Genomic DNA, 23,079 nt, shown 5'->3' with positions numbered 1-23,079 from the left:
GCCGGCGAGGCCGCGAATTCCGCCGCAGGCGTCGCGGAACCGGTCATGCCGGTCGCGGAGGTCGCGGAGCCCCTGAGGGACGCGGAAGTCGCTGAACTCGTCGAGGACGTAGCGGGGCCCGCCGTAGGGAGCGCGGGGCCTGCCGGCGAGGTCGCATTTTCCGCCGGGGGCGTCGCACAATCGGTCACGGAGCCCGTAAGGGGCGCGGAACCTGCCGAGGACGTGGCGAAGCCCGTCGCTTGGGGCGCGGAGCCGGTCGTCGAGGCGGCGATTTCCGTCGCAGCCGTCGCGGAACCGGTTGCGGAACCCGCAAGGGGCGCGGAACCCGTCGCGGAGGCTGTGAAGCCCGCCGCAGGCGTCGCGGAGGTCGGCGACCCCGTTGCCGGGGGCACAGTGCCCATCGGTCTCGCTGAGGCAGCCGCCGTAGCCCCCGAAAGCCCAGGCGACGGTGTCTTCAAGGTGCGGCTCTCCAACTTCGAGGGGCCGTTCGACCTGTTGCTCCAGCTGATCTCCAAGCACAAGCTGGACGTCACCGAGGTCGCGCTGTCCAAGGTGACCGATGAGTTCATGGCGCACATCCGGGCCATGGGGCCTGACTGGGACCTGGACCAGACGACCGAGTTCCTCGTCGTGGCGGCGACGCTGCTCGATCTGAAGGCGGCCAGGCTGCTGCCCGCCGCCGAGGTGGAGGACGAGGCCGATCTGGCGCTGCTGGAGGCGCGGGACCTGCTCTTCGCGCGGCTGTTGCAGTACCGGGCGTACAAAGAGATCGCCGATATCCTCAACGCGCGGATGGACGAGGAGGCCCGCCGCCATCCCCGTACCGTCGGCCTGGAGCCCGCGCACGCGGAGCTGCTGCCCGAGGTCGTCATCAGCATCGGCCCCGAGGGTTTCGCCCGGCTCGCGGTGAAGGCGATGCAGCCCCGGCCCGAGCCGCGGGTCTACGTCGACCACATCCACGCCCCGCTGGTCAGCGTGCAGGAGCAGGCCCGGATCGTGGTGGCGCGGGTGCGGGAGCTGGGCGTGGTCGGTTTCCGGACGCTGGTCGAGGACACCGAGGACACCCTGACCGTCGTCGCCCGCTTCCTCGCCCTGCTGGAGCTGTACCGCGAGAAGGCCGTCGCCCTGGACCAGGAGACCGCCCTCGGAGAGCTGACCGTGCGCTGGACGGGCGGGGACGCGGACGCGGCGCCGAGGGTCACCGACGAGTTCGACCGGCCGCCCGAGCCGTCCGAGCCGTCCGAGCCGTTCAAGGAGGAGAGCAGGACGTGAGCGAGACCACCCGGGTCCCGGCCGGGGCCGAGGACGTCGCCGGACTGGAGCTGAAGCCGGCGCTGGAGGCGATGCTCATGGTCGTGGACGAACCCGCGACCGAGGAGCACCTGGCGCGGATCCTGGAGCGCCCCCGGCGGCAGATCGCGGACGCCCTGCGCGAACTGGCCGACGACTACACCGTCCAGGGCCGCGGCTTCGAGCTGCGCTTCGTCGCGGGCGGCTGGCGTTTCTCCACCCGCGCCGCCTACGCCCCCGCCGTGGAGCGGCTGGTCCTGGACGGGCAGACGGCCCGCCTCACCCAGGCGGCACTGGAGACCCTCGCGGTGGTCGCCTACCGCCAGCCGGTCAGCCGCAGCCGGGTCTCCGCCGTACGCGGAGTGAACTGCGACGGTGTGATGCGCACCCTCCTCCAGCGCGGTCTGGTCGAGGAGGCGGGCGCGGAACCCGAAACAGGTGCGATCCTGTACAGGACGACGAACTACTTCCTGGAGCGGATGGGCCTGCGCGGCCTGGACGAACTTCCGGAGCTGGCGCCCTTCCTCCCCGAGGCGGAGGCGATCGAGGCGGAGACCCAGGAGGGAGTCCCGTCGTTCGACCCGGACGCGCCCGACGCGACCGGCGGTCAGGACGCAGACGACTAAGACGGAAACCTTGATGCGAAGCAGCGGCAGCGGCAGGAACAGCGAACGCGGTAACTCCCGCGGCGCCGGCAACAACCGGGACGACCGGCAGGGGCAGGGCCGCCCCCGCAAGCCCCGGCCCGAGGAGCGCCGCTACGACGTCGGCCCCGGCGCCTCCCCGGACGGCCCCAAGTCCGGACGCGGCGGCTCGGCCCGCGGTGGCGCCAAGGGCGGCCCGAAGCAGGGCCAGCAGAGCCGGCAGGGCGGCCGTACGGCCCCGGCGCGGTCGCGTGAGTTCGAGGCGCGGGCCGAGGAGCGCAACCGGGAGCGGTACGCGGGCAAGAAGGACGTGAAGCCGCCCAAGACCTTCCCGGGCGCCGAGCAGGAGGGCGAGCGGCTCCAGAAGGTCCTCGCCCGCGCCGGCTACGGCTCCCGGCGGGCCTGCGAGGAGCTGATCGAGCAGGCCCGGGTGGAGATCAACGGCGAGATCGTGCTGGAGCAGGGCCGCCGGGTGGACCCGGAGAAGGACGAGGTCAAGGTCGACGGCCTGACCGTGGCGACCCAGTCGTACCAGTTCTTCTCGCTGAACAAGCCCGCCGGTGTCGTCTCCACCATGGAGGACCCGGAAGGCCGGCAGTGCCTCGGGGACTACGTCACCAACCGGGAGACCCGGCTCTTCCACGTCGGCCGGCTGGACACCGAGACCGAGGGCGTCATCCTGCTCACCAACCACGGTGAGCTGGCGCACCGCCTCACGCACCCGAAGTACGGCGTGAAGAAGACCTACCTCGCGCACATCGTCGGCCCGATCCCGCGCGACCTCGGCAAGCGCCTGAAGGACGGCATCCAGCTGGAGGACGGCTACGCCCGTGCCGACCACTTCCGGGTGGTGGAGCAGACCGGCAAGAACTACCTGGTCGAGGTGACCCTGCACGAGGGCCGCAAGCACATCGTGCGCCGGATGCTGGCCGAGGCCGGCTTCCCCGTCGACAAGCTGGTGCGCACCGCCTTCGGCCCGATCACCCTGGGCGACCAGAAGTCCGGCTGGCTGCGCCGCCTGTCGAACACCGAGGTCGGCATGCTGATGCAGGAAGTCGATCTGTAGGCGCGCCTTGCGTCTCCTCACCGTTCCCCTTTATTGTCACGATGACGATAAAGGGGGACGGTGTTGCACATGCCGAAGCAGCCGGCGACCGGGGCGCTTCTCGGGCTCGCCCTCGGGGACGCCCTCGGCTTTCCGACCGAGTTCGACGACGTACCCTCGATCCTCGCCACGTGCGGTCCCTGGCGGGAGATGGAGCTGCCCCGGCGGGCCCTCGTCTCCGACGACACCCAGATGACCCTCGCGCTCGGCCGGGCGCTTGACACCGCTTCGCGGCGCGGCCGGCTCACGCCCGAACGGCTGGAGCGGCCCCTGCGCCGGGAGTTCGTGGACTGGTACCACTCGCCGGACAACAACCGCGCCCCCGGCCGCACCTGCCTCACCGCCTGCGCCCTGCTGACGGAGGAGGCCCGGCCCTGGCAGGACGCGAGCCAGGTCGGCTCCAAGGGCTGCGGCGCCAACATGCGCGTCGCGCCGATCGGTCTGGTCCCCGGCCTGAGCGACGAACAGCGCGCCGGCGCAGCCCAGTTGCAGTCCGCCCTCACCCACGGCCACCCCACCGCGCTGGCCGCCTCCGACCTCACCGCGCACGCCGTCCAGCTGCTCGCCCGGGGCACCGACCCGGCCGGACTCGTCGGCCGCCTGCGCTCCTACGCCCTCGACCGCCGCACCTGCTACGACCACACCTGGCTCGGCGACCTGTGGACCCGCTCCCAGGACCCCGGCCCCGAGCACTTCATCGCGCGCGGCTGGGACGAGTGTCTGGCGATCCTCGACCGCCTCCGGCACGCCGTGCGGACCGTCTCCCCGGAGACCGACCCCTGCCTGGCCACCGGCGCGGGCTGGGTCGCCGAGGAGGCCCTCGCCACCGGCCTGCTGTGCTTCCTGCTCTTCCCGGACCAGCCCGTCACCGCCCTGCGCCGGGCCGCCTGCACCTCCGGCGACTCCGACTCCATCGCCTGCCTCACCGGCGCCTTCGCGGGCGCCTGGCTGGGCGCGGACGCCTGGCCCGCCGACTGGACCGAGCGCGTCGAGCACCGGGACGACCTGTCGGCACTGGGCACACTCTGGGACGCTTAGGAGGCCCCTGGTCGAAGACCTCGGCATCGGCCTGCGCGAGTTCGACCGGCGAACTCAAGTTGCTGCTCCCCACGTTCCGGGTCCTGCTCACCGGCGAGGTGCGGGCCCAGTCGCCCACCCTGCTGGACCTGGTGGACGCGCCCGGCTGCCTGCCCGAGCTGACAGCCGCCGAGGCCGAGCGCGAGCACGGCACCGCCACCGTGGACCACGAGCGCGCGGAGGCCGACGTGGAGCGGCCGCACACCGCGCTGGACGAGGCGCGGGCGACGTCAGCCCTGCCCGACGCGGCCACCGCCCAGGACGCCCCGCACGACCGGGTCGTACGACTTCGCCTGGAGCGCTGAGGCGCGGCGCGCCCGGTACAGGAAGTCCGCCACGCGCGCGTGGTCCGGCTCCGGCGTCAGCGGGGTGCGGGCCAGCGCCGTGTCCGTCTCGGCCGCGAGCCGGGCCATGCGCGTCTCCACCTCCGCCCAGGACACCTCGCCCCGCTTCACCGCGAGCAGCGGCTCGCGCCACTCGCCCACGTCGAGGCACAGCTCCCCGGTGCGCAGCAGGTCGCGGGCGGACATCAGCAGCCGCAGCAGGTGCATCGCGTGCTTCCAGCGCGGGGCGCCCGTCGTCCGGACGTCCGCGTCCAGCTTGCGGCGCTGGCCGAGGGCGTAGCGGGTGAAGGTGCCGTACACCTGCCGGGACAGGAACGCGCCGCGCAGGGACAGCAGTTCGCGGCCGGTGTCGTCCAGGTGCTCCACCAGCGGGGAGTGCAGGCATTCCAGGATGTTCGGGTTGCCGCGCAGCGCCAGTTCGCAGAACCGCTCCAGCTCCCAGGAGAACCGCTCCTCGCCCGGCCCCTCGACATGGGTGGGCGGCTTCTCGAAGCGCCAGTACAGGGCCGTGGGGGCGAGGAACACGCCCCGCCGGTCGGTGTCGCTCGCCTCGGTGGCCAGACCGAAGGCCCGTGACCCCATGACACAGGAGTAGATCGTGTGGTCGCGCACCAGGTGCTCGGGGGTCGACGGGGTTTCGGGCCTCATGGCGGGAGCGTACGCGGGCGCTCAGGACAGGTGGATCGAATTTCCCATCACCATGATCGACTCGGTGTCCAGCGGCCGGGTCGCCGGACCGTGGGAGACCGAGCCGTCGGAGATGTCGAACCGGCTGCCGTGACACGGGCAGACGATGGCGCCGTCCGCCACCTCGGCCACCGTGCAGCCCTGGTGCGTGCAGGTCGCCGAGAACGCCTTGAACTGGCCCTTCGCCGGCTGGGTGACCACGACCTTCTGCTCCTTGAAGACCTTGCCGCCGCCCTCCGGGATCTCGCTGGTGGCCGCGAGCGCCTGCCCGCCGGCGGCGGCGGGGGACGATGAGACGGGTGCGGGGGAGGACGCGGACGCCGGGGCCGACGCGTCGGCGGCCTGGGAGGCGGACGCGTCGCCGCCGCTCTTGCCGGTGCCGCAGCCCGCGGCGCCCAGGGCGAGCGCGGCGGTACCCGTCGCGAGGACCGTGCGCCGCGTGGTGTCGGATCTCATGCCATCACTTCTCATGCCGTTACTCCGAGGGTGCGAGGGGGAGAAACCGGAAAATACCGACATCTTCCCACCAAGGGTGAACAAGTCACCGGAATCCGGACCCGTCCGTCACCGGGTCGGCCCCCCGCCTCCGCCGTCTCAGCGACCGGGCGCCGTGCGCCGGGTCCGCGCGGGCTGACTAGGCTGGGCGCACAGCGACACACACGTCAGTCAGCGAGGAGCAGCGCCGTGGCGGTACGAGCGGTCCGGGGGGCCGTCCAACTGGAGCGGGACGAGGCCGGGCACATGGACGAGCAGGTCGGTGCCCTGCTCACCGCCCTCCTGGAGCGCAACGCGCTCACCGCGGACGACCTGATCAGCGTCTGGTTCACGGCCACCCCCGACCTGCACAGCGACTTCCCGGCCGCCGCCGCCCGCAAGCTCGGCATCGTCGACGTCCCCCTCATCTGCGCCCAGGAACTCGACATCGAGGGCGCCATGCCCCGCGTCGTCCGGGTCCTCGCGCACATCGAGTCGGACCGGCCCCGCGCCGAGATCGCCCACGTCTACCTGGGCGCCGCGGCGGCCCTGCGCAAGGACATCGCCCAGTGAGAACCGCACTCGTCGTCGGCACCGGTCTGATCGGCACCTCCGCCGCCCTCGCCCTGGCCCAGCGCGGCGTCACCGTCCACCTCGCCGACCACGACCCCCAGCAGGCCCGTACGGCCGCCGCGCTGGGCGCCGGCACCGACGAGGCTCCCGAGGGCCCGGTGGACCTGGCCATCGTCGCCGCGCCGCCCGCGCACGTGGCCGGCGTCCTCGCCGACGCCATGCGCCGGGGCGTGGCCCGCGGCTACCTGGACGTGGCCAGCGTCAAGGGCGGCCCCCGCCGCGAGCTGGAGGCCCTCGGCCTGGACCTCGCCGCCTACATCGGCACGCACCCCATGTCCGGCCGCGAGAAGTCCGGCCCGCTGGCCGCCACCGGCGACCTGTTCGAGGGCCGCCCCTGGGTGCTCACCCCCACCCGGGACACCGACACCGAGGTGCTCAACCTCGCCCTGGAACTGGTCTCGCACTGCCGGGCCGTCCCCGTCGTCATGGACGCCGACGCCCACGACCGCGCCGTAGCCCTCGTCTCCCACATGCCGCACCTGGTCTCCAGCATGGTCGCCGCCCGCCTGGAGCACGCCGAGGAGACCGCCGTACGGCTGTGCGGGCAGGGCATCCGGGACGTGACCCGGATCGCCGCCTCCGACCCCGGCATGTGGATCGACATCCTCTCCGCCAACCCGGGCCCGGTCGCCGACCTGCTCTCCGACGTCGCCGCCGATCTGGACGACACGGTCCGCGCCCTGCGCGCCCTGCAGTCCTCCGACGACGACAAGCGGCGCGCCGGCAGCACCGGCGTCGAGGCCATGCTGCGCCGCGGGAACGCCGGCCAGGTGCGGGTGCCCGGCAAGCACGGCAGCGCGCCCCGGGCGTACGAGACCGTCGTCGTGCTCATCGACGACCAGCCCGGCCAGCTCGCCCGCATCTTCGCCGACGCGGGGCAGGCCGGCGTCAACATCGAGGACGTCCGCATCGAGCACGCCACCGGGCAGCAGGCCGGCCTGGTCCAGCTCATGGTCGAGCCGAGGGCCGCGGCGGGCCTGCGCGAGGCGCTGCGCGAGCGGGGCTGGGCGCTGCGGCAGTAGCGCGCCCCGGACGGTGCGTCCGGGTCCGGGCGGACGGTGCGTCGGGGGCCGGGTGGACGGTGCGTCGGGGTCCGGGCGGACCAAGGGTCCCGGCCTGGGCGGAGTGTGCGTCCGGACGAGTGACCCGCGCCCGGTAACCTTGTGCGGGGCGCTCTCGCTCCCCGCACCCCGCCCACACCGCACCAGGAAGGTGTCCCCCCGTGGAAAACGGCGCCGCCCCGACCGCCAAGCCCGTGATCGTCGCGATCGACGGTCCCTCCGGCACGGGCAAGTCGAGCACGTCGAAGGCCGTCGCCGCGCAGCTCGGCCTCAGCTACCTGGACACCGGTGCGCAGTACCGGGCGATCACCTGGTGGATGGTGACCAACGGCATCGACCTGGAGGACCCGACCGCCATCGCGGCCGTCGCGGGCAAGCCGGAGATCGTCTCCGGCACCGACCCGGCCGCCCCGGCCATCACGGTCGACGGCGTCGACGTGGCCGGCCCGATCCGCACCCAGGAGGTCACCTCCCAGGTCAGCGCGGTCAGCGCGGTGCCCGAGGTGCGCACCCGGATCACCGAGCTGCAGCGCTCGCTGGCCGCCGGCGCCGAGCGGGGCATCGTGGTCGAGGGGCGCGACATCGGGACGACCGTGCTGCCGGACGCCGACCTGAAGGTCTTCCTCACCGCCTCCCCGGAGGCCCGCGCGGCCCGCCGCAGCGGCGAGCTGAAGAACGCCGACGTGCACGCCACCCGCGAGGCCCTGATCAAGCGGGACGCCGCCGACTCCAGCCGCAAGACCTCCCCGCTCGCCAAGGCCGGCGACGCGGTCGAGGTGGACACCACCGAACTCACCCTCGCCCAGGTCATCGAGTGCGTCGTCACCCTGGTCGAGGAGAAGCGGGCCGGGAAGTGACCCAGCCGTCCGCTCCCGCGGAGCGGCTGCCTTCGGAGCGCGGCGCCGAGGTCGGCCGGCGCATCGGCGTCGGCCTGATGTACGGGCTGTGGAAGCCGCGCGTGCTCGGCGCCTGGAAGGTGCCGGCGACCGGGCCGGTGATCTTCGCCGTGAACCACTCCCACAACATCGACGGTCCGATGGTGATGGGCGTGGCCCCCCGGCCGACGCACTTCCTGATCAAGCGGGAGGCGTTCGTCGGACCGCTGAACCCCTTCCTGACCGGCATCGGCCAGCTCAAGGTGGACCGCGCCGCCGCCGACCGCACCGCCATCACCCGGGCCCTCGGCGTGCTCCGGGCCGGGGGAGTGCTGGGCATCTTCCCGGAGGGCACCCGGGGCGAGGGCGACTTCGCCTCCCTGCGGGCCGGCCTCGCCTACTTCGCGGTGCGGGGCGGGGCGCCGATCGTGCCCGTCGCCGTCCTGGGAAGCGCGGGGCGGCCCGGCCGGCTGGTCAAGGCGCTGCCCCCGCTGCGCTCCCGCGTCGACGTCGTCTTCGGCGACCCCTTCGACGCCGGCGACGGCAGCGGACGGCGCACCCGCAAGGCGCTGGACGAGGCCACCGAACGCATCCAGAAGCAGCTCACCGGCCACCTGGAAAACGCCAGGCGCCTGACCGGGCGCTAGGCGACACTTGAGTAGTGGATCAGCCGATCTCGGGCGGATCCACCGATCACCACGATGAACGACGAGGTACGGACTTCATGAACGACGACATCCAGCCCGACGGCTCGGCCGAGCACGAGTACGAGCACGGGGCTCTCGGCGACGCCGAGTACGCGCAGTTCATGGAGCTCGCCGCCGAAGAGGGCTTCGACATCGAGGACGTCGAGGGCGCCATCGAGGCGGCGGGCCACGGCCCGCTGCCCGTGCTCGCCGTCGTCGGCCGTCCCAATGTCGGCAAGTCGACCCTGGTGAACCGGATCATCGGCCGCCGCGAGGCCGTGGTCGAGGACAAGCCCGGCGTCACCCGCGACCGCGTCACCTACGAGGCCGAGTGGGCGGGCCGCCGCTTCAAGGTCGTCGACACCGGCGGCTGGGAGCAGGACGTCCTCGGCATCGACGCCTCCGTGGCCGCCCAGGCCGAGTACGCGATCGAGGCGGCCGACGCCGTCGTCTTCGTCGTGGACGCCAAGGTCGGCGCGACCGACACCGACGAAGCGGTCGTTCGGCTGCTGCGCAAGGCCGGCAAGCCGGTCGTGCTGTGCGCCAACAAGGTCGACGGCCCGAGCGGCGAGGCCGACGCCTCCTACCTGTGGAGCCTGGGCCTCGGCGAGCCGCACCCGGTCTCCGCGCTGCACGGCCGGGGTACCGGCGACATGCTGGACGCCGTCCTGGAGGCGCTGCCCGAGGCGCCCGAGCAGTCCTTCGGCACCGCCGTCGGCGGCCCCCGCCGGATCGCCCTGATCGGCCGCCCGAACGTCGGCAAGTCCTCGCTGCTGAACAAGGTGGCCGGCGAGGAGCGCGTCGTCGTCAACGAAATGGCGGGCACCACCCGCGACCCGGTCGACGAGCTGATCGAACTCGGCGGCATCACCTGGAAGTTCGTGGACACCGCCGGCATCCGCAAGCGCGTCCACCTCCAGCAGGGCGCCGACTACTACGCCTCCCTGCGCACCGCGGCGGCGGTGGAGAAGGCCGAGGTGGCGGTCGTCCTCATCGACGCCTCGGAGAGCATCTCCGTCCAGGACCAGCGGATCATCACCATGGCCGTCGACGCGGGCCGGGCGCTGGTCATCGCCTACAACAAGTGGGACACCCTGGACGAGGAGCGCCGCTACTACCTGGAGCGGGAGATCGAGACCGAGCTGGGCCAGGTCGCCTGGGCGCCCCGGGTCAACGTCTCTGCGCAGACCGGCCGGCACATGGAGAAGCTGGTCCCGGCGATCGAGACCGCCCTCGCCGGCTGGGAGACCCGCGTCCCCACCGGCCGCCTCAACGCCTTCCTGGGCGAGCTGGTCGCGGCCCACCCGCACCCGGTGCGCGGCGGCAAGCAGCCCCGCATCCTGTTCGGCACCCAGGCCGGCACCAAGCCCCCGCGCTTCGTGCTTTTCGCCTCCGGCTTCATCGAGGCGGGCTACCGGCGCTTCATCGAGCGCCGGCTGCGCGAGGAGTTCGGCTTCGAGGGCACCCCGATCCACATCTCGGTGCGGGTGCGCGAGAAGCGCGGCGCCAAGAAGAAGTGACGGCCGCGCGGTAAGGGTCGTACGACACGAAGGGCGGCCCCTGGTGAGTCAGGGGCCGCCCTTCGCACGTCCGCCGCTACGCCCCCCGGCGCGGCCCCGGCGGCAGCGCCGCCGGCACGTGCCGCATCCCGGTGTCCTGCTGCGCCCGCCCGAGCGTGCCGATCCGCTGCCACTGCGACGGGGCGGGGGAGGAGGGCGCCGGGGGCTGGGACGACTGCTGCCGCGCGCTGTACGCCCCGGCGCTGTAGGCGCTGTACGAACTGCTGAACGAGCCCGCCCGGGGCCCCGCGTACGACCCCAGACCGTCCGGCAGGTCGCCGAAGGCGCTGAACCTCAGCCCCTCCTCGCCGCTGCGGTCGCCCGGCAGCGTGCGGAAGGCCTTGACCCACTCCGCGTAGAGCGAGTCGTAGATCGGCGTGGCCGAGGGCCCGCCGCCCTCCTGCCCCGTCCGCGCGGACGGGACGGCGACGAAGGAGGGGCGACGGGGAGGGGGAGCGTCGTATGCGTGCACGTATGTCCAAACGACCGGGACCGCGAAGGGATGCGGTCCCGGTCGTTCGGCGGGGGGCTCAGGTGCCCGCGAGCGGCAGCGCCGCGGCGACGAGCCGGCCCTCCGCCGCGGCCTTGTCGAGGGAGAGCCGCAGCAGGTCCTCGCGGGGCTGGCGGCCGATCGAGCCCACCGGCGCCGCGTACAGCAGCACCTGCTGGTGCTTGTTGGCCGCGGCCCGCCAGCCGTCGGTGACGTGGAGCGGCTGGTGCGCCTGCCACCAGGCGACCGGCTGCCCGCCACCCGGGCCCGGCTGGAGCACCGCGTGCAGCTGGCCCATGGCGAGCAGCACCGACCAGCCGTGCAGCACCGGCGGTACCGAGGACAGCCCGGCCACCGGCAGATAGCCCTGCTCGACGAGCAGCGGGAGGAAGTCGTCGCCGGGGCCGGTGGTGCCCGGGCGCACGATCGGCGAGGTCGGCTCCACCACGAGCGCGGGGTGCAACTCGCCCTCGATCAGCACCAGTCCGCTGGTCACGCCGAGCACCGCCTGCTCGGGCACGGCCTTCCGCGGCTCGGCGGGGGCGGCGAAGTCGCCGCCGGTGCCGCCGATGGAGCGGACGGCGCCCTGCAACTGCTCCTCGGTGACCTGGACGACCTGCGAGGGCAGGCAGCCGGCGTGGGCGAAGGCGAGGACGGCGGTCTCGTCGCCGACGAACAGGACGGTGCTGGTGCGCTCCTGCTCGGAGTCGCCCGGGGTGCGACAGGACGTGCAGTCGTAACTGCCCGGGGCGTTCTCTCCGGCGAGCAGCCGGTCGGCTTCTTCGTCGCCGATCTCGGCGCGTACGGCGTCGCTGACGTCGAGCATGCGCGGCACGGTGGCTCCCTCGGGATGCGGTGCTGGGTCCGGCCGGGTGGCTCCCGGCCGATGAGCCCTGGGGTTCCGGGCTCATGAAGAAGACAACGGGCGTCCTGTGGTGGTGGTCACGCCCCGAGTCCAACCGGTTATCAACGACCGCCGCGCAGCGTCACCACTGGTACGGAACCGGACACTCACCGTCAACTCCACCCTTGGTCAAGGGACTTGGGTGAGTGAAGTGGGTCACAGGCCCCCGTGCGTGATGGTCGACAAATCGGGAAATCAGCGCATGAATCAGGTGTCCGGAAATCGACGCTACCCCTGGTAACCCGCAACTGGCCTCGCCTAACGGGCCGTTGGTTGATTCCCACCGCCCGACCTCCCTAGATTCTTCCGCCGTGTGCAACGAGCACCGCTCGGGTACGTCCGCCACCCGGCACCGGCAGAGCACGACGGCCGGTACCGGCGGCGCGGACGGGGCGGGCGCGAGGAACCGCGGTCCTGCGCGGCGAGACGCGCTCCGCCCGGGGGAGCCCGGGTTCGTGGAGAGGGAACCACATGACCGAGTGTGCCGATACCAGCCGCACCACCGCCCGTACCGACAGCGCCCGCAAGGGCCGTACGACGGCAGCGCTCGCCGGGGCCGCCCTGCTGGCCCCGCTGGGACTGCTCGCCGCGACCGGCAACGCCGCCGCCGCGGACAACGGAGTGTGGGACCGCATCGCCCAGTGCGAGAGCGGCGGCAACTGGCACATCAACACCGGCAACGGCTACTACGGCGGGCTCCAGTTCTCCGCCGGCACCTGGCGCGCGTACGGTGGCACCGCCTACGCCCCGACGGCCGACCAGGCCTCCAGAAGCGCCCAGATCGCCGTCGCCAGCAAGGTCCAGGGCGCCCAGGGCTGGGGCGCCTGGCCCGTCTGCTCCGGCCGCGCGGGAGCCACGGGCACCGCACCGGCCGCCTCCGGAGCGGGTACGGCGGCTCGGCAGGCCGCTCCGCAGAAGTCCCCGACCCGCGAGTCCGTGCCGAGCGCGGTACCGGAGCGCCCGGCCGGCCACACCAACCGGAGTGCCTCCCGCGGCACCGGTGACTACACCGTCCGCGAGGGCGACACGCTCAGCGTCATCGCCGCCCGGCACGGGACCACCTGGCAGCGGGTCTACGCCGCCAACCGTGCCGTCATCGGCACGGACCCGGACGTGATCGTGCCGGGCCAGCGCCTGGCGCTCTGAGCACGGGCGCTCTGAGTACGGGCGCTCTCAGCACGAAGCACTGACGGCCGGGAAGCCGTCGCCCTGCGCGGGCGGCGGCTTCCCGGCTCAGTCCTTTGCCTGATGGGCCTTCGGCTCCGGCTGCGGGATCTGGGCCGCGTACTGGGGATGGTGCAGGTCGAACGCCGGGGACTCCGAGCGGATCCGGGGCAGGGTCACGAAGTTGTGCCGCGGCGGGGGACAGGAGGTCGCCCACTCCAGCGAACGCCCCCAGCCCCACGGGTCGTCGGTGTCGACCTTCTCGCCGTACCGGGCGGTCTTCCAGACGTTGTAGAGGAACGGCAGCGTCGACAGGCCGAGCAGGAACGCGCCGATGGACGACACCGTGTTCAGCGCGGTGAAACCGTCCGCCGCCAGGTAGTCGGCGTACCGGCGGGGCATGCCCTCCGCGCCCAGCCAGTGCTGCACCAGGAACGTGGTGTGGAAGCCGGTGAACAGCGTCCAGAACTGGATCTTCCCGAGCCGCTCGTCCAGCATCTTCCCGGTGAACTTGGGCCACCAGAAGGAGAAGCCGCCGAAGACCGCGAAGACGACCGTGCCGAAGACGACGTAGTGGAAGTGCGCGACCACGAAGTAGGAGTCGGTGACGTGGAAGTCCAGCGGCGGCGAGGCCAGGATCACCCCGGTCAGCCCGCCGAACAGGAACGTCACCAGGAAGCCCGCCGCCCACAGCATCGGCGTCTCGAAGGACAGCGAGCCCTTGATCATCGTGCCGGTCCAGTTGAAGAACTTCACGCCGGTCGGCACCGCGATCAGGAACGACATGAACGAGAAGAACGGCAGCAGCACCGCGCCGGTCGCGAACATGTGGTGCGCCCACACCACGATCGACAGCCCGGTGATCGCCATGGTCGCGCCGACCAGCGTCAGATAGCCGAAGATCGGCTTGCGGCTGAAGACCGGGATGATCTCCGTGATGATCCCGAAGAACGGCAGCGCGATGATGTACACCTCGGGGTGCCCGAAGAACCAGAACAGGTGCTGCCACAGCAGCGCCCCGCCGTTGGCCGCCTCGAACACCCGCGAGCCGAACCGCCGGTCGGCCTCCAGCACCAGCAGCGCCGCCGCCAGCACCGGGAAGGCCAGCAGCACCAGGATCGACGTGAAGAGGGTGTTCCAGGTGAAGATCGGCATCCGGAACATCGTCATGCCCGGCGCCCGCATCCCGATGATCGTGGTGATGAAGTTGACCGCGCCGAGGATCGTCCCGAAGCCGGAGAGCGCCAGGCCCATGATCCACAGGTCGGGGCCGAGGCCGGGGGAGTGCTGGGTGTCGTTGAGCGGCGCGTAGGCGAACCAGCCGAAGGCGGCCGGCCCCTCCGGCAGCAGCAGCGAGCCCAGCACGATCAGGCCGCCGAACGCGAACAGCCAGTACGACAGCATGTTCAGCCGCGGGAAGGCCACGTCCGGCGCGCCGATCTGCAGGGGCATCAGCTCGTTGGCGAAGCCCGCGAAGCTCGGCGTCGCGAACAGCAGCAGCATGATCGTGCCGTGCAGGGTGAAGAGCTGGTTGTACTGGTCGTTGGTCAGCAACTGGAGCCCGGGCCGGGCCAGCTCGGCGCGCATCAGCAGCGCCATGACCCCGGCGGCCAGGAAGAACCCGAACCCGGTGATCAGGTACAGGTGCCCGATCTTCTTGTGGTCGGTGGTGGTGAGCCAGTCCACGACCACCCGGCCGACCCGGCGCTCGCGCCCCGGTCCTGCCGCCGCCCGTACGGTGTCGGTCCCCATCGCTCGCCCCTTCGCATCGCCGCGCCCGGGCAGGCGGCGTACGGCGGTTGTGTGCCGAATCCGTGAAAATTCCGCTGCGGCGTCAGCGTCCGGGCGGACGCTGCGGATTGCCGGGGGAATCGCGCCGCGGACCCGCCCCGATCCCCACTGCGGCACTTTCCGACGGGTAATTCGCCCAGGTGCCGCGACACGCGAGAATTCCGCTCGATTACCCCGGTGAGCCGTACGGAAACCCCCGTTCGTGTGACGGAGTTCGAGGGAAACGAGTCCCCGGACGGCTGTGACAGAAGTGTGACCGGAAGCGGACGCGTCTCTTACCCGGGCCTCTTACCCGGCGGTGCACCGGCCGCCGTGCCCGGCTTCCGTCACCGGGGCGGGCGGCCTAGCGTGGGCGGCATGGCACCGCATCCCGCTCCGCCTCAGGAGCCCCAGGACAGTCCGGACGGGTACGTCGGTCTCGACGTCGCGCACGCCGAGCGGCTCGCGCGCGAGCGGGGGTGGCCGACGGTACGGCCGCTGCCGCCGGACGCGATCATCACCATGGAGTACCGGGCCGGGCGGCTCAACTTCGAGGTACGCGACGGCCGGGTGGCCCGCGCCTGGAAGGGCTGACGCACCGGCCCCGGGGCGGGCGGATCGGCTGTGCGTACCGGATCCGCCCGCCCCGGGGCCGTGAACCGCCGGTCAGCCGCCGGTCAGCGGGCGGGCCGACTGGGCCGTACCGCGCGGCAGCCGGTCGGCGTGCGGCGGGCGGCGGCTGCCGGCCGGGGTGACCGGGGTGCGCTCGGAGCGGGTCGTGTGCGGCCCTGGGGCCAGGTGCACCGAGCCCCGGGAGGCGCGCGTGGAGGAGACCGGTTCGCGCACCGGTGTCTTCTCGGCGGCGGCGTGCGGCCTGAGCACCACCGGCGTGACCGGGACGGCCGGTTCGCGCACCGACAGCCTGCGACGGGCGCGCCAGAGGTCGCGCAGGTCGAAGATCCAGCCCTCCGTGCGGGCGATCAACGGCTCGAACCAGGGCAGGGCCAGCAGGATCAGCAGACCGGCGGCCCAGCCCAGCAGCACGTCGCTCAGCCAGTGCGTACCGAGGTAGACGGTGGTGAGGCCGACGCCGAGCGAGGTGACCGCGGACAGTGCCGACAGCCAGCGCCGGGCGCGGGGGGTGGAGGCCAGATACGCCAGGATGCCCCAGGTCACCACCGCGTTGGCGGTGTGGCCGCTGGGAAATATATCGCCGCCCAGACCCATCTCGTTCGAGCCGATCACGGTCGCGTAGTGCGGACCGAGCCGCCCCATGCCGAGCTTGGCGGCGCCGACCGTGATGTTCAGCAGCAGCAGCGAGGTGGCCAGGGTGAGCAGCGGGCGCAGGGTGTGCTGCCGCCAGGAGCGCCAGCCGAGCCAGGCCGCGACCATCACGGCGGTGGGGCCGCGCTGGCCGAGCACCACGTAGTAGTCGAGGAAGGCGTGGATCTGCGGCCACTGCTGGTACGGCCGGAAGAACATGACCTGCCAGTCGAGCCGCACCAGCCAGGAGGTGATGACGACGGCCCACACGATCGCGAGGTAGAAAGCCAGGGTCGCGGTGAACAGAACGACCCGGTGCCGGCTCATCCTCGGCACATCGATGTGGGCCGGTCGTTCCGGCTCACGGTCCAGTCTGGCGAACACCCGGTCCAGACGCCGGGTGAGGTTTCGTTCGGTACGCACCCAATCGACGTTACAGCGAGTGAGCTGTGGTCCCGGTCGAAACAGCGGCTTTGTGATGACGATGTGATGTGGGAAACCTCTCAAGGGCGGTACGAATTCACGCCATTCCGCAATCCTGTGAGGCCACTCTCTTCAATTCCTTTGATCATGCCGGGTGTTGTTTATATGGCGCTTATGAATGCGTTAACCCGGCAGGCGTGCGGAATTCCCCCGGCCGTCATCGGGCGCCGAAGCCGATCATGGCGGGCCGGAGCCGTTCAGCCAGAACGCCCCGTAGACCGCCGAGGCGACCGCCCATCCCGCTGTCACCAGCGCCGATCGGGAGGTGCGGAGCCGGGCGAGGGCCACGGCGAGCGGCAGCAGCACCGGGAAGGCGGGCAGCAGCAGCCGGGGCTTGGAGCCGAAGTAGCTCGACGCGCACAGCGCGAGGGCCAGGACGACTCCCGTGTACACCAGCAGGGCGACCGGCTGCCGCTGCCGGATCCCGGTGACGTACAGCCAGAGGAGCAGGGCCACCGCGACGATCAGGCCGGCGCCGGCCAGGGCGGACGGGAGTGACGTGAACTCGGCGGCCACGAAACGGGCGAAGGCGTACCCGCCGTCGAACCCGTTGCGCCATCCCGCCTGGACGTCCAGATAGCCGAGCGGTCCCCGCCCGGTGCGGTGTCCGACCCAGAGGACGTAACCGGCGGCACCGAGGGGCGCGAGCGTCATGCCGAGCGCCCGGCGCCAATGGGGGGCGCCCGGCCGCTCGGCCGCGCCCCACGGCCCCGGTGCGCTCCCGGCGCGCGCGCATCGCTCCCGCGCCGGGGCGTGACCGTCGATCCGTGCGCCGTGCGCGGTGGGCGCGCTGCGCGCTCGCCCGAAGGAGACCGCGCCCGCGACCCACACCGCCGCGACCACCGCCGCCCCGACCGGCCGGGTCAGCCCCGCGAGCGCCGCCAGCGCACCCGCGCTCACCCAGCGCCCGGTCAGCACCGCGTACAGCGCCCACGCCGCGAGCGCCGTGAACAAGGACTCGCTGTACGCCATCGACTGCACGATCCCGACCGGCAGCACGGCCCACAGCAGCACCGCGCACACCCCGGCCCGGGACCCGTACACGTGCTCGGCGACCGCGAAGATCCCCGCGGCGGCGGCCAGGGAGGCGAGCAGGGCGACGGCGAACCCGGCGTCCGCGTACGACAGCGGCGTCAGGGCGTGCAGCCCCCGCTCCAGCCACGGCAGCAGCGGGAAGAACGCGAGGTTGGAGTGGACGTCGCCGTTCGGCAGCCGCACCTCGTAGCCGTACCCCAGCTCGGCGACCCGGGTGTACCAGAGCGCGTCCCAGCGCGCGGTCAGCAGCGTGTGCGCGCTCTTGCCGTGCGCGGCGCTCCAGACCACCAGCACCAGCAGCCCCAGCGCCCGCACCGCCGCATAGCCCAGCAGGGCCGGTGCCGCCCGGCGTACGAGGGGGGCGCGGGCGCCGGGCGCGCGCGTGTCGAGATCCGTCACCTGCCCGATTATCGACACCACCCGGAACCGGACCGACCGCCGGGTCGTGGTCAAGAGGGGACGGCGTGGCGTACGCCACACGGGTTCCGTCACGCGTGTGAGAGGTCCGCCACGTGACCGCGCGGTGAACTCGCGTACGCTGACGAGTCACCCGCGAGGGTTCGCGCGGGCCGGGGACACCGCTCCTCCCCGGCCGTACGACAGGGAGTCCCCACCCCGTCGCTCCGCCCTCCGCGAGGGATCATCTGGGAGGTACGTACATGTCCGGGACGACCACGGCTGCCGCTCGGCCTGGCCGTCGGGCGGCCGGGGCCGGTGCGAGCCGCTGGGTCGTGCTCGTCGTCCTCTGTGTCAGCCTGCTGCTCGTCGCCCTCGACGCGACCGTGCTGCACGTGGCGGTCCCCGCCGTCACCGAGGACCTCAGGCCCGGCGCCATCGAACTGCTCTGGATCGTCGACGTCTACCCGCTGGTCTGCGCCTCGCTGCTGATCCTCTTCGGCACGCTCGGCGACCGCGTCGGCCGCAGACGCGTCCTGCTGCTCGGCTACGCCCTCTTCGGCGTCGCCTCTGCCGTGGCCGCCTTCGCGCCCAGCGCCCAGACGCTCATCATGGCCCGCGCGCTGCTCGGCGTCGGCGGCGCCATGATCATGCCCGCGACCCTGTCGATCCTGCGCCAGGTCTTCCCCGACCGGCGCGAACGCGCCCTCGCCATCGGCATCTGGAGCGCGGTCGCCGCCGTCGGCGCGGCGGTCGGCCCGCTGCTCGGCGGCTTCCTGCTGGAGCACTTCTGGTGGGGCTCGGTCTTCCTGGTCAACATCCCGCTGATGCTGGTCAGTCTGCCCGTCGGCCGGATGCTGCTGCCCGAGTCCCGGGGCGACACCGCCGGCCCCTGGGACGTGACCGGCGCCCTGATGGCCGCCGCCGGGCTCTTCGGCGTGGTCCTCGGCGTGAAGCGCCTCGGCGGCGGCGAGGCGGTGGCGAGCCCCTTCACCGTGCTGCCGCTGCTGGCCGGCGCCGCCCTGCTCGTCCTCTTCGTCCGGCGCCAGCGCGGTCTGGCCCACCCGCTGGTGGACCTGCGCATGTTCCGCCGGCCCGCGTTCAGCACCTCCGTGGGCTGCATCGTGCTGGCCATGCTCGCGCTGGTCGGCCTGGAGCTGATCGCCGCCCAGTACCTGCAACTGGTGCTCGGGCTCTCGCCGCTCCAGACCGGCCTGCGGCTGCTGCCGCTGACCGTCGCCGCGATGGCGGCCGGCCTCGCGGGCGCCCGGCTGCTGCGCCGGTTCGGGCCGCGCCGGATGGTGTGCGCCGGCTTCTGTCTGACGGCCGTCGCGGTGCTGATCCTGACCGCGATGGGCGGCACCGACGACACCGGCCTGCTGCTGGGCGGCTTCGTGCTGCTCGGCTTCGGCCTGGAGACCACGCTCTTCGGCGCCTACGAGTCGATGCTCAGCGAGGCCCCGGAGGGCCAGGCCGGCGGCGCGGCGGCGATCGGCGAGACCTCGTACCAGCTCGGCGCCGGCATCGGCATCGCCCTGCTGGGCAGCGTGATGAACGCGGCCTACACCCCCGGACTGCGCGCGGTGCCCGGCGTCCCGCACCCCGCCTCGGACGCGGCGGGCCACTCGCTCGGCGAGGCCTACGAGGTCGCGGCCCGGCTCGGCGGCTCCACCGGGGCCGCGCTGCGCCGGGCGGCCCGGGACTCCTTCGTGCACGGGCTGCATGTGACGCTGCTGGTCAGCGCCGGCCTGCTGCTGCTCGGCGCGGTCATGGCGCTGCGCCTGCCGCGGATCATGCAGTGCGGCCCGGAGCCGGCGGCCGCCGAGGTGGAGCTGCCCGCGCCGCGCGGGGCGGAGACACCGGCCGGCCAGCCGAGGGTCACCGCCTGACCTCCTCTGGACGTACGGGACACTGCACCGTAACGTCGGCGTCGGCGTCGTAACTAGCGCTGCTAGTTTTGCCTGGCCGAGGCCGTGTCCGCGCCCGTGCCTGTGTCCGTGTCTGTGTTCGGAGGGTGTCCCCATGTCCGCGTCCGCGAAGCCGCCCCCGTTCGATGCCGCCGACCCGCTCGGGATTGACGACTTGCTGGACGCCGAGGACCTGGCGATCCGGGCCACCGTGCGCGGCTGGGCGGCCGACCGGGTGCTGCCGTACGTCGCCGACTGGTACGAGAAGGGGGAGCTGCCGGGGATCAGGGAACTCGCCCGGGAACTCGGGTCGATCGGCGCCCTCGGCATGTCCCTGACCGGGTACGGCTGCGCCGGCGCGAGCGCGGTGCAGTACGGGCTGGCCTGCCTGGAGCTGGAGGCGGCCGACTCCGGCATCCGCTCCCTGGTCTCCGTGCAGGGCTCCCTCGCCATGTACGCGATTCACCGGTTCGGCAGCGAGGAGCAGAAGCGGGAGTGGCTGCCGCGCATGGCCGCCGGCGAGGTGATCGGCTGCTTCGGCCTGACCGAGCCCGACCACGGCTCCGACCCCGCCGCCATGCGCACGTACGCCAAGCGGGACGGCGGCGACTGGGTGCTGAACGGCCGCAAGATGTGGATCACCAACGGCTCGGTCGCCGGGGTCGCCGTCGTCTGGGCGCGGACGGAGGAGGGCATCCGGGGCTTCGCCGTACCCACCGGCACCCCGGGTTTCTCGGCGCCGGAGATCAAGCACAAGTGGTCCCTGCGCGCCTCCGTCACCAGCGAACTGGTCCTGGACGACGTACGGCTGCCGGCGGACGCCGTCCTGCCGGAGGTCACCGGGCTGCGCGGGCCGCTCAGCTGTCTGTCCCACGCCCGCTACGGCATCGTCTGGGGCGCGATGGGCGCCGCGCGCAGCAGCTTCGAGGCGGCGGTGGAGTACGCGAAGACGCGGGAGCAGTTCGGCCGGCCCATCGGGGGCTTCCAGCTCACCCAGGCCAAGCTCGCCGACATGGCGGTGGAACTGCACAAGGGGATCCTGCTCGCCCACCATCTGGGGCGGCGGATGGACGCCGGCCGCCTGCGTCCCGAGCAGGTCAGCTTCGGCAAGCTCAACAACGTCCGCGAGGCCATCGAGATCTGCCGTACGGCGCGCACGATCCTCGGCGCCAACGGGATCTCCCTCGAATACCCCGTCATGCGGCACGCGACCAACCTGGAGTCGGTGCTCACCTACGAGGGCACCGTCGAGATGCACCAACTGGTGCTGGGCAAGGCGCTCACCGGTCTCGACGCCTTCCGGTGAGCCCCCGGGCGGGCAGGGCCGGCATGCGGCCCTGCCTCAGCTCTGGTTGAAGAAACCGTCCTCGCGGCGCGCGGCCGGCTCCCCGCTGATGATCTCCGTGTTCGCGGGCGTGAGCAGGAAGACCCGGTTGGCGACCCGCTCGATGGTGCCCCGCAGGCCGAAGGTGAGCCCGGCCGCGAAGTCCACCACGCGCTTGGCGTCGGCGGGCTCCATCGCGGTCAGGTTCACCACCACCGGGACGCCGTCCCGGAACAGCTCGCCGATGGCGCGGGCGTCCCGGAAGCTGTCCGGGGTGACCGTGCCGATCCGGCGGCCCTTGTCCTCGGCCGTGTCCGTGGCCACCTTGACCCGGGGGTCCGTGACCCAGGCGGCCTCCCTGGACTCGGTGCCCTCGGAGTAGTCGTCGTCGTAGTAGCGCTCGTCATCGTTGTCGTCGACGAGGCCGAGCCACGCACTCGCCTTGCGTACCGATCCCATGGACGCCTCCTCTCACAGCTGTCCTTCTTGCTTTCCGCATCCCTATGGTCATCCATGATGCGGACGGCGTGCCAAGTGGATAGACGCCGTGCGGGGGGTTTGTGACGGTACTGGTGCACAGCGGATGCGTCGAGAGTCCTTGTGCCCCAAGGGTCGTGATCCATACGGCTGCTGACTGTGAGTGAAATATGATTGTCGGCGGCAGACGGGTGACGCACGGTGCGTCCGGGTGTACGGGGGATCACCTTGTTCGGAATCGTCAGACCATGTTCCCACCGCCTGGGAGGGCGGCTCAAGGCCCAGTGGATGGCGCATTTGTGCGGGCTGTGCCTCGCGCTGCGGCACGACCACGGACAGTTCGCTCGTATCGTGACGAACTACGACGGCCTGCTCATATCGGTTCTGACGGAGGCTCAGGCCGGCGTGGTCGCCGGGTCCCGGCGCACCGCCGGGCCGTGCGCGCTGCGTGGTCTGCGGACCGCGTCCGTCGCGCAGGGTGAGGGCGCCCGGCTGGCCGCCGCCGTCTCGCTGGTGCTCGCCTCGGCGAAGGTGCGTGACCATGTCGCCGACCGGGACGGCCTGCTGGCCCGCCGGCCGGTCGCCGCGGCGGCGCGCCGGGTGGCGGCGGGCTGGGGCCGCGCGGGGGCGCACGGCGGCGCGGCGGTCGGCTTCGACACCGGGGTGCTGGTGGACGCCGTGGACCGGCAGCTCGGCATCGAGACGCTCGCCGGGCCCGGCACCCCGCTCCTGACGGTCACCGAACCGACCGAGACCGCGACCGGCGCCGCCTTCGCGCACACCGCGGTGCTGGCCGGGCGGCCGGGCAACGCGGAGCCGCTGGCGGAGGCGGGGCGGCTGTTCGGGCGGCTCGCGCATCTGCTGGACGCCGTGGAGGACCAGCACGCCGACGGTCTGTCGGGCGCCTGGAACCCGCTCACCGCGACCGGTACGTCCCGCGCGGAGGCCCGCCGGCTCGCCGACGACGCCCTGCGCGGGATCCGATTGGCGCTGCGGGAGGCCGAGTTCACCGACGGGCGGCTCGCGCATCTGCTGCTCGCGCACGAGCTGGGGCGGTCGGTGGACCGGGCGTTCGGGCAGGGGCCGGCCTGCGCGGCACACCAGCCGGGGCCTGGCGGGCGCCCTGGTGCCGACCAGCCGCTCTTCCCGCCCGCCATGCCCGGCCCCAAGCCCCTTTCGCCGCGCGGCTTCCTGGCCGGCTGCGGGATGTTCGCCCTGCTGTGCTGCAGCTGCCAGATGTGCTGCGCGGGGGAGTACGAGGGTCCCTGGTCCCGGAAGAAGCGGGAGGGCTGCTGCCGGGACTGCGACTGCGACTGCCCGTGCGACGGGTGCGACGGGTGCGGGTGCGACTGCTGTTGCCCGTGTGACGGGTGCTGATTCGGGGGCGCCCGGTGCGTGGCCGGGTGCGGGTGCGTCGTGGCCGGTCGCGCA

23 protein-coding genes are annotated in these 23,079 nt (G+C 72.8%); 15 read left to right on the top strand and 8 right to left on the bottom strand.

The features are described 5' to 3' along the window. Positions 1–45: 45 nt before the first annotated feature. From NX794_RS12825 to NX794_RS12805, 5 genes are all read left to right on the top strand, one after another. Positions 46–1,272 carry a segregation and condensation protein A gene (locus NX794_RS12825; RefSeq protein ID WP_258778611.1) on the top strand — a complete coding sequence of 409 codons (1,227 nt, stop codon included), beginning with the start codon at positions 46–48 and terminating at the stop codon, positions 1,270–1,272. After that, positions 1,269–1,916, top strand: a complete 648-nt coding sequence (gene scpB / locus NX794_RS12820) for an SMC-Scp complex subunit ScpB (protein ID WP_258778589.1) — start codon at positions 1,269–1,271, stop codon at positions 1,914–1,916. Before NX794_RS12825 ends, scpB begins: the two co-directional genes overlap by 4 nt. 13 nt (positions 1,917–1,929) lie before the next feature. After that, complete coding sequence (locus tag NX794_RS12815) at positions 1,930–3,000, top strand: pseudouridine synthase (RefSeq protein ID WP_258778588.1); 1,071 nt, start codon at positions 1,930–1,932, stop codon at positions 2,998–3,000. Between the two features lie 69 nt (positions 3,001–3,069). Further along, positions 3,070–4,077, top strand: coding sequence for an ADP-ribosylglycohydrolase family protein (locus NX794_RS12810; protein WP_258778587.1), 1,008 nt, complete (start codon positions 3,070–3,072; stop codon positions 4,075–4,077). Between the two features lie 59 nt (positions 4,078–4,136). Further along, positions 4,137–4,421 (top strand): hypothetical protein, encoded by a 285-nt coding sequence (locus NX794_RS12805; protein ID WP_428985894.1) that lies wholly within the window; start codon positions 4,137–4,139, stop codon positions 4,419–4,421. Here the strand turns inward: NX794_RS12805 and NX794_RS12800 are convergent. Next, complete coding sequence (locus NX794_RS12800; RefSeq protein WP_258778586.1) at positions 4,347–5,108, bottom strand: nucleotidyltransferase domain-containing protein; 762 nt, start codon at positions 5,106–5,108, stop codon at positions 4,347–4,349. The two genes, NX794_RS12805 and NX794_RS12800, sit on opposite strands and share 75 nt — an antisense overlap. Positions 5,109–5,129: 21 nt before the next feature. Beyond that, positions 5,130–5,603, bottom strand: coding sequence for a Rieske (2Fe-2S) protein (locus NX794_RS12795; RefSeq protein ID WP_258778585.1), 474 nt, complete (start codon positions 5,601–5,603; stop codon positions 5,130–5,132). A gap of 228 nt (positions 5,604–5,831) precedes the next feature. Between NX794_RS12795 and aroH the strand changes: the two genes are divergently transcribed. The 5 genes from aroH to der all read left to right on the top strand — a co-directional run bounded on the left by aroH (position 5,832) and on the right by der (position 10,396). After that, positions 5,832–6,194, top strand: coding sequence for a chorismate mutase (gene aroH / locus NX794_RS12790; protein ID WP_258778584.1), 363 nt, complete (start codon positions 5,832–5,834; stop codon positions 6,192–6,194). Beyond that, positions 6,191–7,276 carry a prephenate dehydrogenase gene (locus NX794_RS12785; RefSeq protein WP_258778583.1) on the top strand — a complete coding sequence of 362 codons (1,086 nt, stop codon included), beginning with the start codon at positions 6,191–6,193 and terminating at the stop codon, positions 7,274–7,276. Before aroH ends, NX794_RS12785 begins: the two co-directional genes overlap by 4 nt. Before the next feature lie 200 nt (positions 7,277–7,476). Next, the gene (cmk, locus tag NX794_RS12780) at positions 7,477–8,172 is read left to right on the top strand and encodes a (d)CMP kinase (protein WP_258778582.1); all 696 of its coding nucleotides are present in this window, start codon (positions 7,477–7,479) and stop codon (positions 8,170–8,172) included. Beyond that, positions 8,130–8,837, top strand: coding sequence for a lysophospholipid acyltransferase family protein (locus NX794_RS12775; RefSeq protein ID WP_428985893.1), 708 nt, complete (start codon positions 8,130–8,132; stop codon positions 8,835–8,837). Before cmk ends, NX794_RS12775 begins: the two co-directional genes overlap by 43 nt. 77 nt (positions 8,838–8,914) lie before the next feature. After that, a complete protein-coding gene (gene der, locus NX794_RS12770) occupies positions 8,915–10,396 on the top strand; it encodes a ribosome biogenesis GTPase Der (RefSeq protein ID WP_258778581.1) in 1,482 nt (493 codons plus the stop codon). Between the two features lie 76 nt (positions 10,397–10,472). Here der and NX794_RS12765 read toward each other — a convergent pair whose 3' ends face one another. Both NX794_RS12765 and NX794_RS12760 read right to left on the bottom strand, forming a co-directional pair. Then, the gene (locus NX794_RS12765; protein ID WP_258778580.1) at positions 10,473–10,907 is read right to left on the bottom strand and encodes a hypothetical protein; all 435 of its coding nucleotides are present in this window, start codon (positions 10,905–10,907) and stop codon (positions 10,473–10,475) included. Positions 10,908–10,965: 58 nt separating this feature from the next. Continuing rightward, on the bottom strand, positions 10,966–11,760 hold the full coding sequence (locus tag NX794_RS12760) for a hypothetical protein (protein ID WP_258778579.1): 795 nt from the start codon (positions 11,758–11,760) through the stop codon (positions 10,966–10,968). Positions 11,761–12,300: 540 nt separating this feature from the next. Between NX794_RS12760 and NX794_RS12755 the strand changes: the two genes are divergently transcribed. Beyond that, positions 12,301–12,975: a LysM peptidoglycan-binding domain-containing protein gene (locus NX794_RS12755; protein ID WP_258778578.1), complete on the top strand. Its 675-nt coding sequence runs from the start codon at positions 12,301–12,303 to the stop codon at positions 12,973–12,975. Positions 12,976–13,062: 87 nt separating this feature from the next. Here the strand turns inward: NX794_RS12755 and ctaD are convergent, their stop codons facing one another. Continuing rightward, positions 13,063–14,745, bottom strand: coding sequence for an aa3-type cytochrome oxidase subunit I (gene ctaD, locus NX794_RS12750; RefSeq protein WP_258778577.1), 1,683 nt, complete (start codon positions 14,743–14,745; stop codon positions 13,063–13,065). A gap of 396 nt (positions 14,746–15,141) precedes the next feature. Here ctaD and NX794_RS12745 point away from each other — a divergent pair, with 396 nt between their 5' ends. Beyond that, positions 15,142–15,357 (top strand): I78 family peptidase inhibitor, encoded by a 216-nt coding sequence (locus tag NX794_RS12745; RefSeq protein WP_258778576.1) that lies wholly within the window; start codon positions 15,142–15,144, stop codon positions 15,355–15,357. Between the two features lie 72 nt (positions 15,358–15,429). On the opposite strand, the gene NX794_RS12740 is transcribed toward NX794_RS12745, so the two are convergent. Together NX794_RS12740 and NX794_RS12735 are read right to left on the bottom strand one after the other, a co-directional pair. Then, the gene (locus NX794_RS12740) at positions 15,430–16,449 is read right to left on the bottom strand and encodes a phosphatase PAP2 family protein (protein WP_258778575.1); all 1,020 of its coding nucleotides are present in this window, start codon (positions 16,447–16,449) and stop codon (positions 15,430–15,432) included. A 237-nt stretch (positions 16,450–16,686) separates the two neighbouring features. After that, positions 16,687–17,943, bottom strand: coding sequence for a hypothetical protein (locus NX794_RS12735; protein ID WP_258778574.1), 1,257 nt, complete (start codon positions 17,941–17,943; stop codon positions 16,687–16,689). Between the two features lie 260 nt (positions 17,944–18,203). Between NX794_RS12735 and NX794_RS12730 the strand changes: the two genes are divergently transcribed. Next, a complete protein-coding gene (locus NX794_RS12730; RefSeq protein ID WP_258778573.1) occupies positions 18,204–19,829 on the top strand; it encodes an MFS transporter in 1,626 nt (541 codons plus the stop codon). Between the two features lie 133 nt (positions 19,830–19,962). Beyond that, positions 19,963–21,153 (top strand): acyl-CoA dehydrogenase family protein, encoded by a 1,191-nt coding sequence (locus tag NX794_RS12725; RefSeq protein ID WP_258778572.1) that lies wholly within the window; start codon positions 19,963–19,965, stop codon positions 21,151–21,153. Between the two features lie 36 nt (positions 21,154–21,189). Here NX794_RS12725 and NX794_RS12720 read toward each other — a convergent pair whose 3' ends face one another. Then, positions 21,190–21,630 (bottom strand): cell division protein SepF, encoded by a 441-nt coding sequence (locus NX794_RS12720; protein WP_258778571.1) that lies wholly within the window; start codon positions 21,628–21,630, stop codon positions 21,190–21,192. Between the two features lie 246 nt (positions 21,631–21,876). On the opposite strand from NX794_RS12720, the gene NX794_RS12715 reads away from it, so the two are divergent. Continuing rightward, complete coding sequence (locus NX794_RS12715) at positions 21,877–23,025, top strand: DUF5685 family protein (protein WP_258778570.1); 1,149 nt, start codon at positions 21,877–21,879, stop codon at positions 23,023–23,025. Positions 23,026–23,079 lie beyond the last annotated feature (54 nt).

Origin of the sequence: Streptomyces pyxinicus (assembly GCF_024753135.1) — a bacterium.
In the GTDB taxonomy this organism is placed as follows: Bacteria; Actinomycetota; Actinomycetes; order Streptomycetales; family Streptomycetaceae; genus Streptomyces; species Streptomyces pyxinicus.
Note: the sequence above shows the minus strand (reverse complement) of the source record. Positions and strands in the feature narration are given on the sequence as shown.

Excerpts from the sequence above, each read along its gene's own strand:
- NX794_RS12795 (WP_258778585.1), bottom strand. The coding sequence starts at position 5,603 with ATGAGATCCGACACCACGCGGCGCACGGTCCTCGCGACGGGTACCGCC.
- NX794_RS12755 (WP_258778578.1), top strand. The coding sequence starts at position 12,301 with ATGACCGAGTGTGCCGATACCAGCCGCACCACCGCCCGTACCGACAGC.
- der (WP_258778581.1), top strand. The coding sequence starts at position 8,915 with ATGAACGACGACATCCAGCCCGACGGCTCGGCCGAGCACGAGTACGAG.
- NX794_RS12720 (WP_258778571.1), bottom strand. The coding sequence starts at position 21,630 with ATGGGATCGGTACGCAAGGCGAGTGCGTGGCTCGGCCTCGTCGACGAC.
- NX794_RS12730 (WP_258778573.1), top strand. The coding sequence starts at position 18,204 with ATGTCCGGGACGACCACGGCTGCCGCTCGGCCTGGCCGTCGGGCGGCC.
- NX794_RS12810 (WP_258778587.1), top strand. The coding sequence starts at position 3,070 with ATGCCGAAGCAGCCGGCGACCGGGGCGCTTCTCGGGCTCGCCCTCGGG.
- NX794_RS12800 (WP_258778586.1), bottom strand. The coding sequence starts at position 5,108 with ATGAGGCCCGAAACCCCGTCGACCCCCGAGCACCTGGTGCGCGACCAC.
- NX794_RS12725 (WP_258778572.1), top strand. The coding sequence starts at position 19,963 with ATGTCCGCGTCCGCGAAGCCGCCCCCGTTCGATGCCGCCGACCCGCTC.
- NX794_RS12825 (WP_258778611.1), top strand. The coding sequence starts at position 46 with ATGCCGGTCGCGGAGGTCGCGGAGCCCCTGAGGGACGCGGAAGTCGCT.
- ctaD (WP_258778577.1), bottom strand. The coding sequence starts at position 14,745 with ATGGGGACCGACACCGTACGGGCGGCGGCAGGACCGGGGCGCGAGCGC.
- NX794_RS12815 (WP_258778588.1), top strand. The coding sequence starts at position 1,930 with ATGCGAAGCAGCGGCAGCGGCAGGAACAGCGAACGCGGTAACTCCCGC.
- NX794_RS12745 (WP_258778576.1), top strand. The coding sequence starts at position 15,142 with ATGGCACCGCATCCCGCTCCGCCTCAGGAGCCCCAGGACAGTCCGGAC.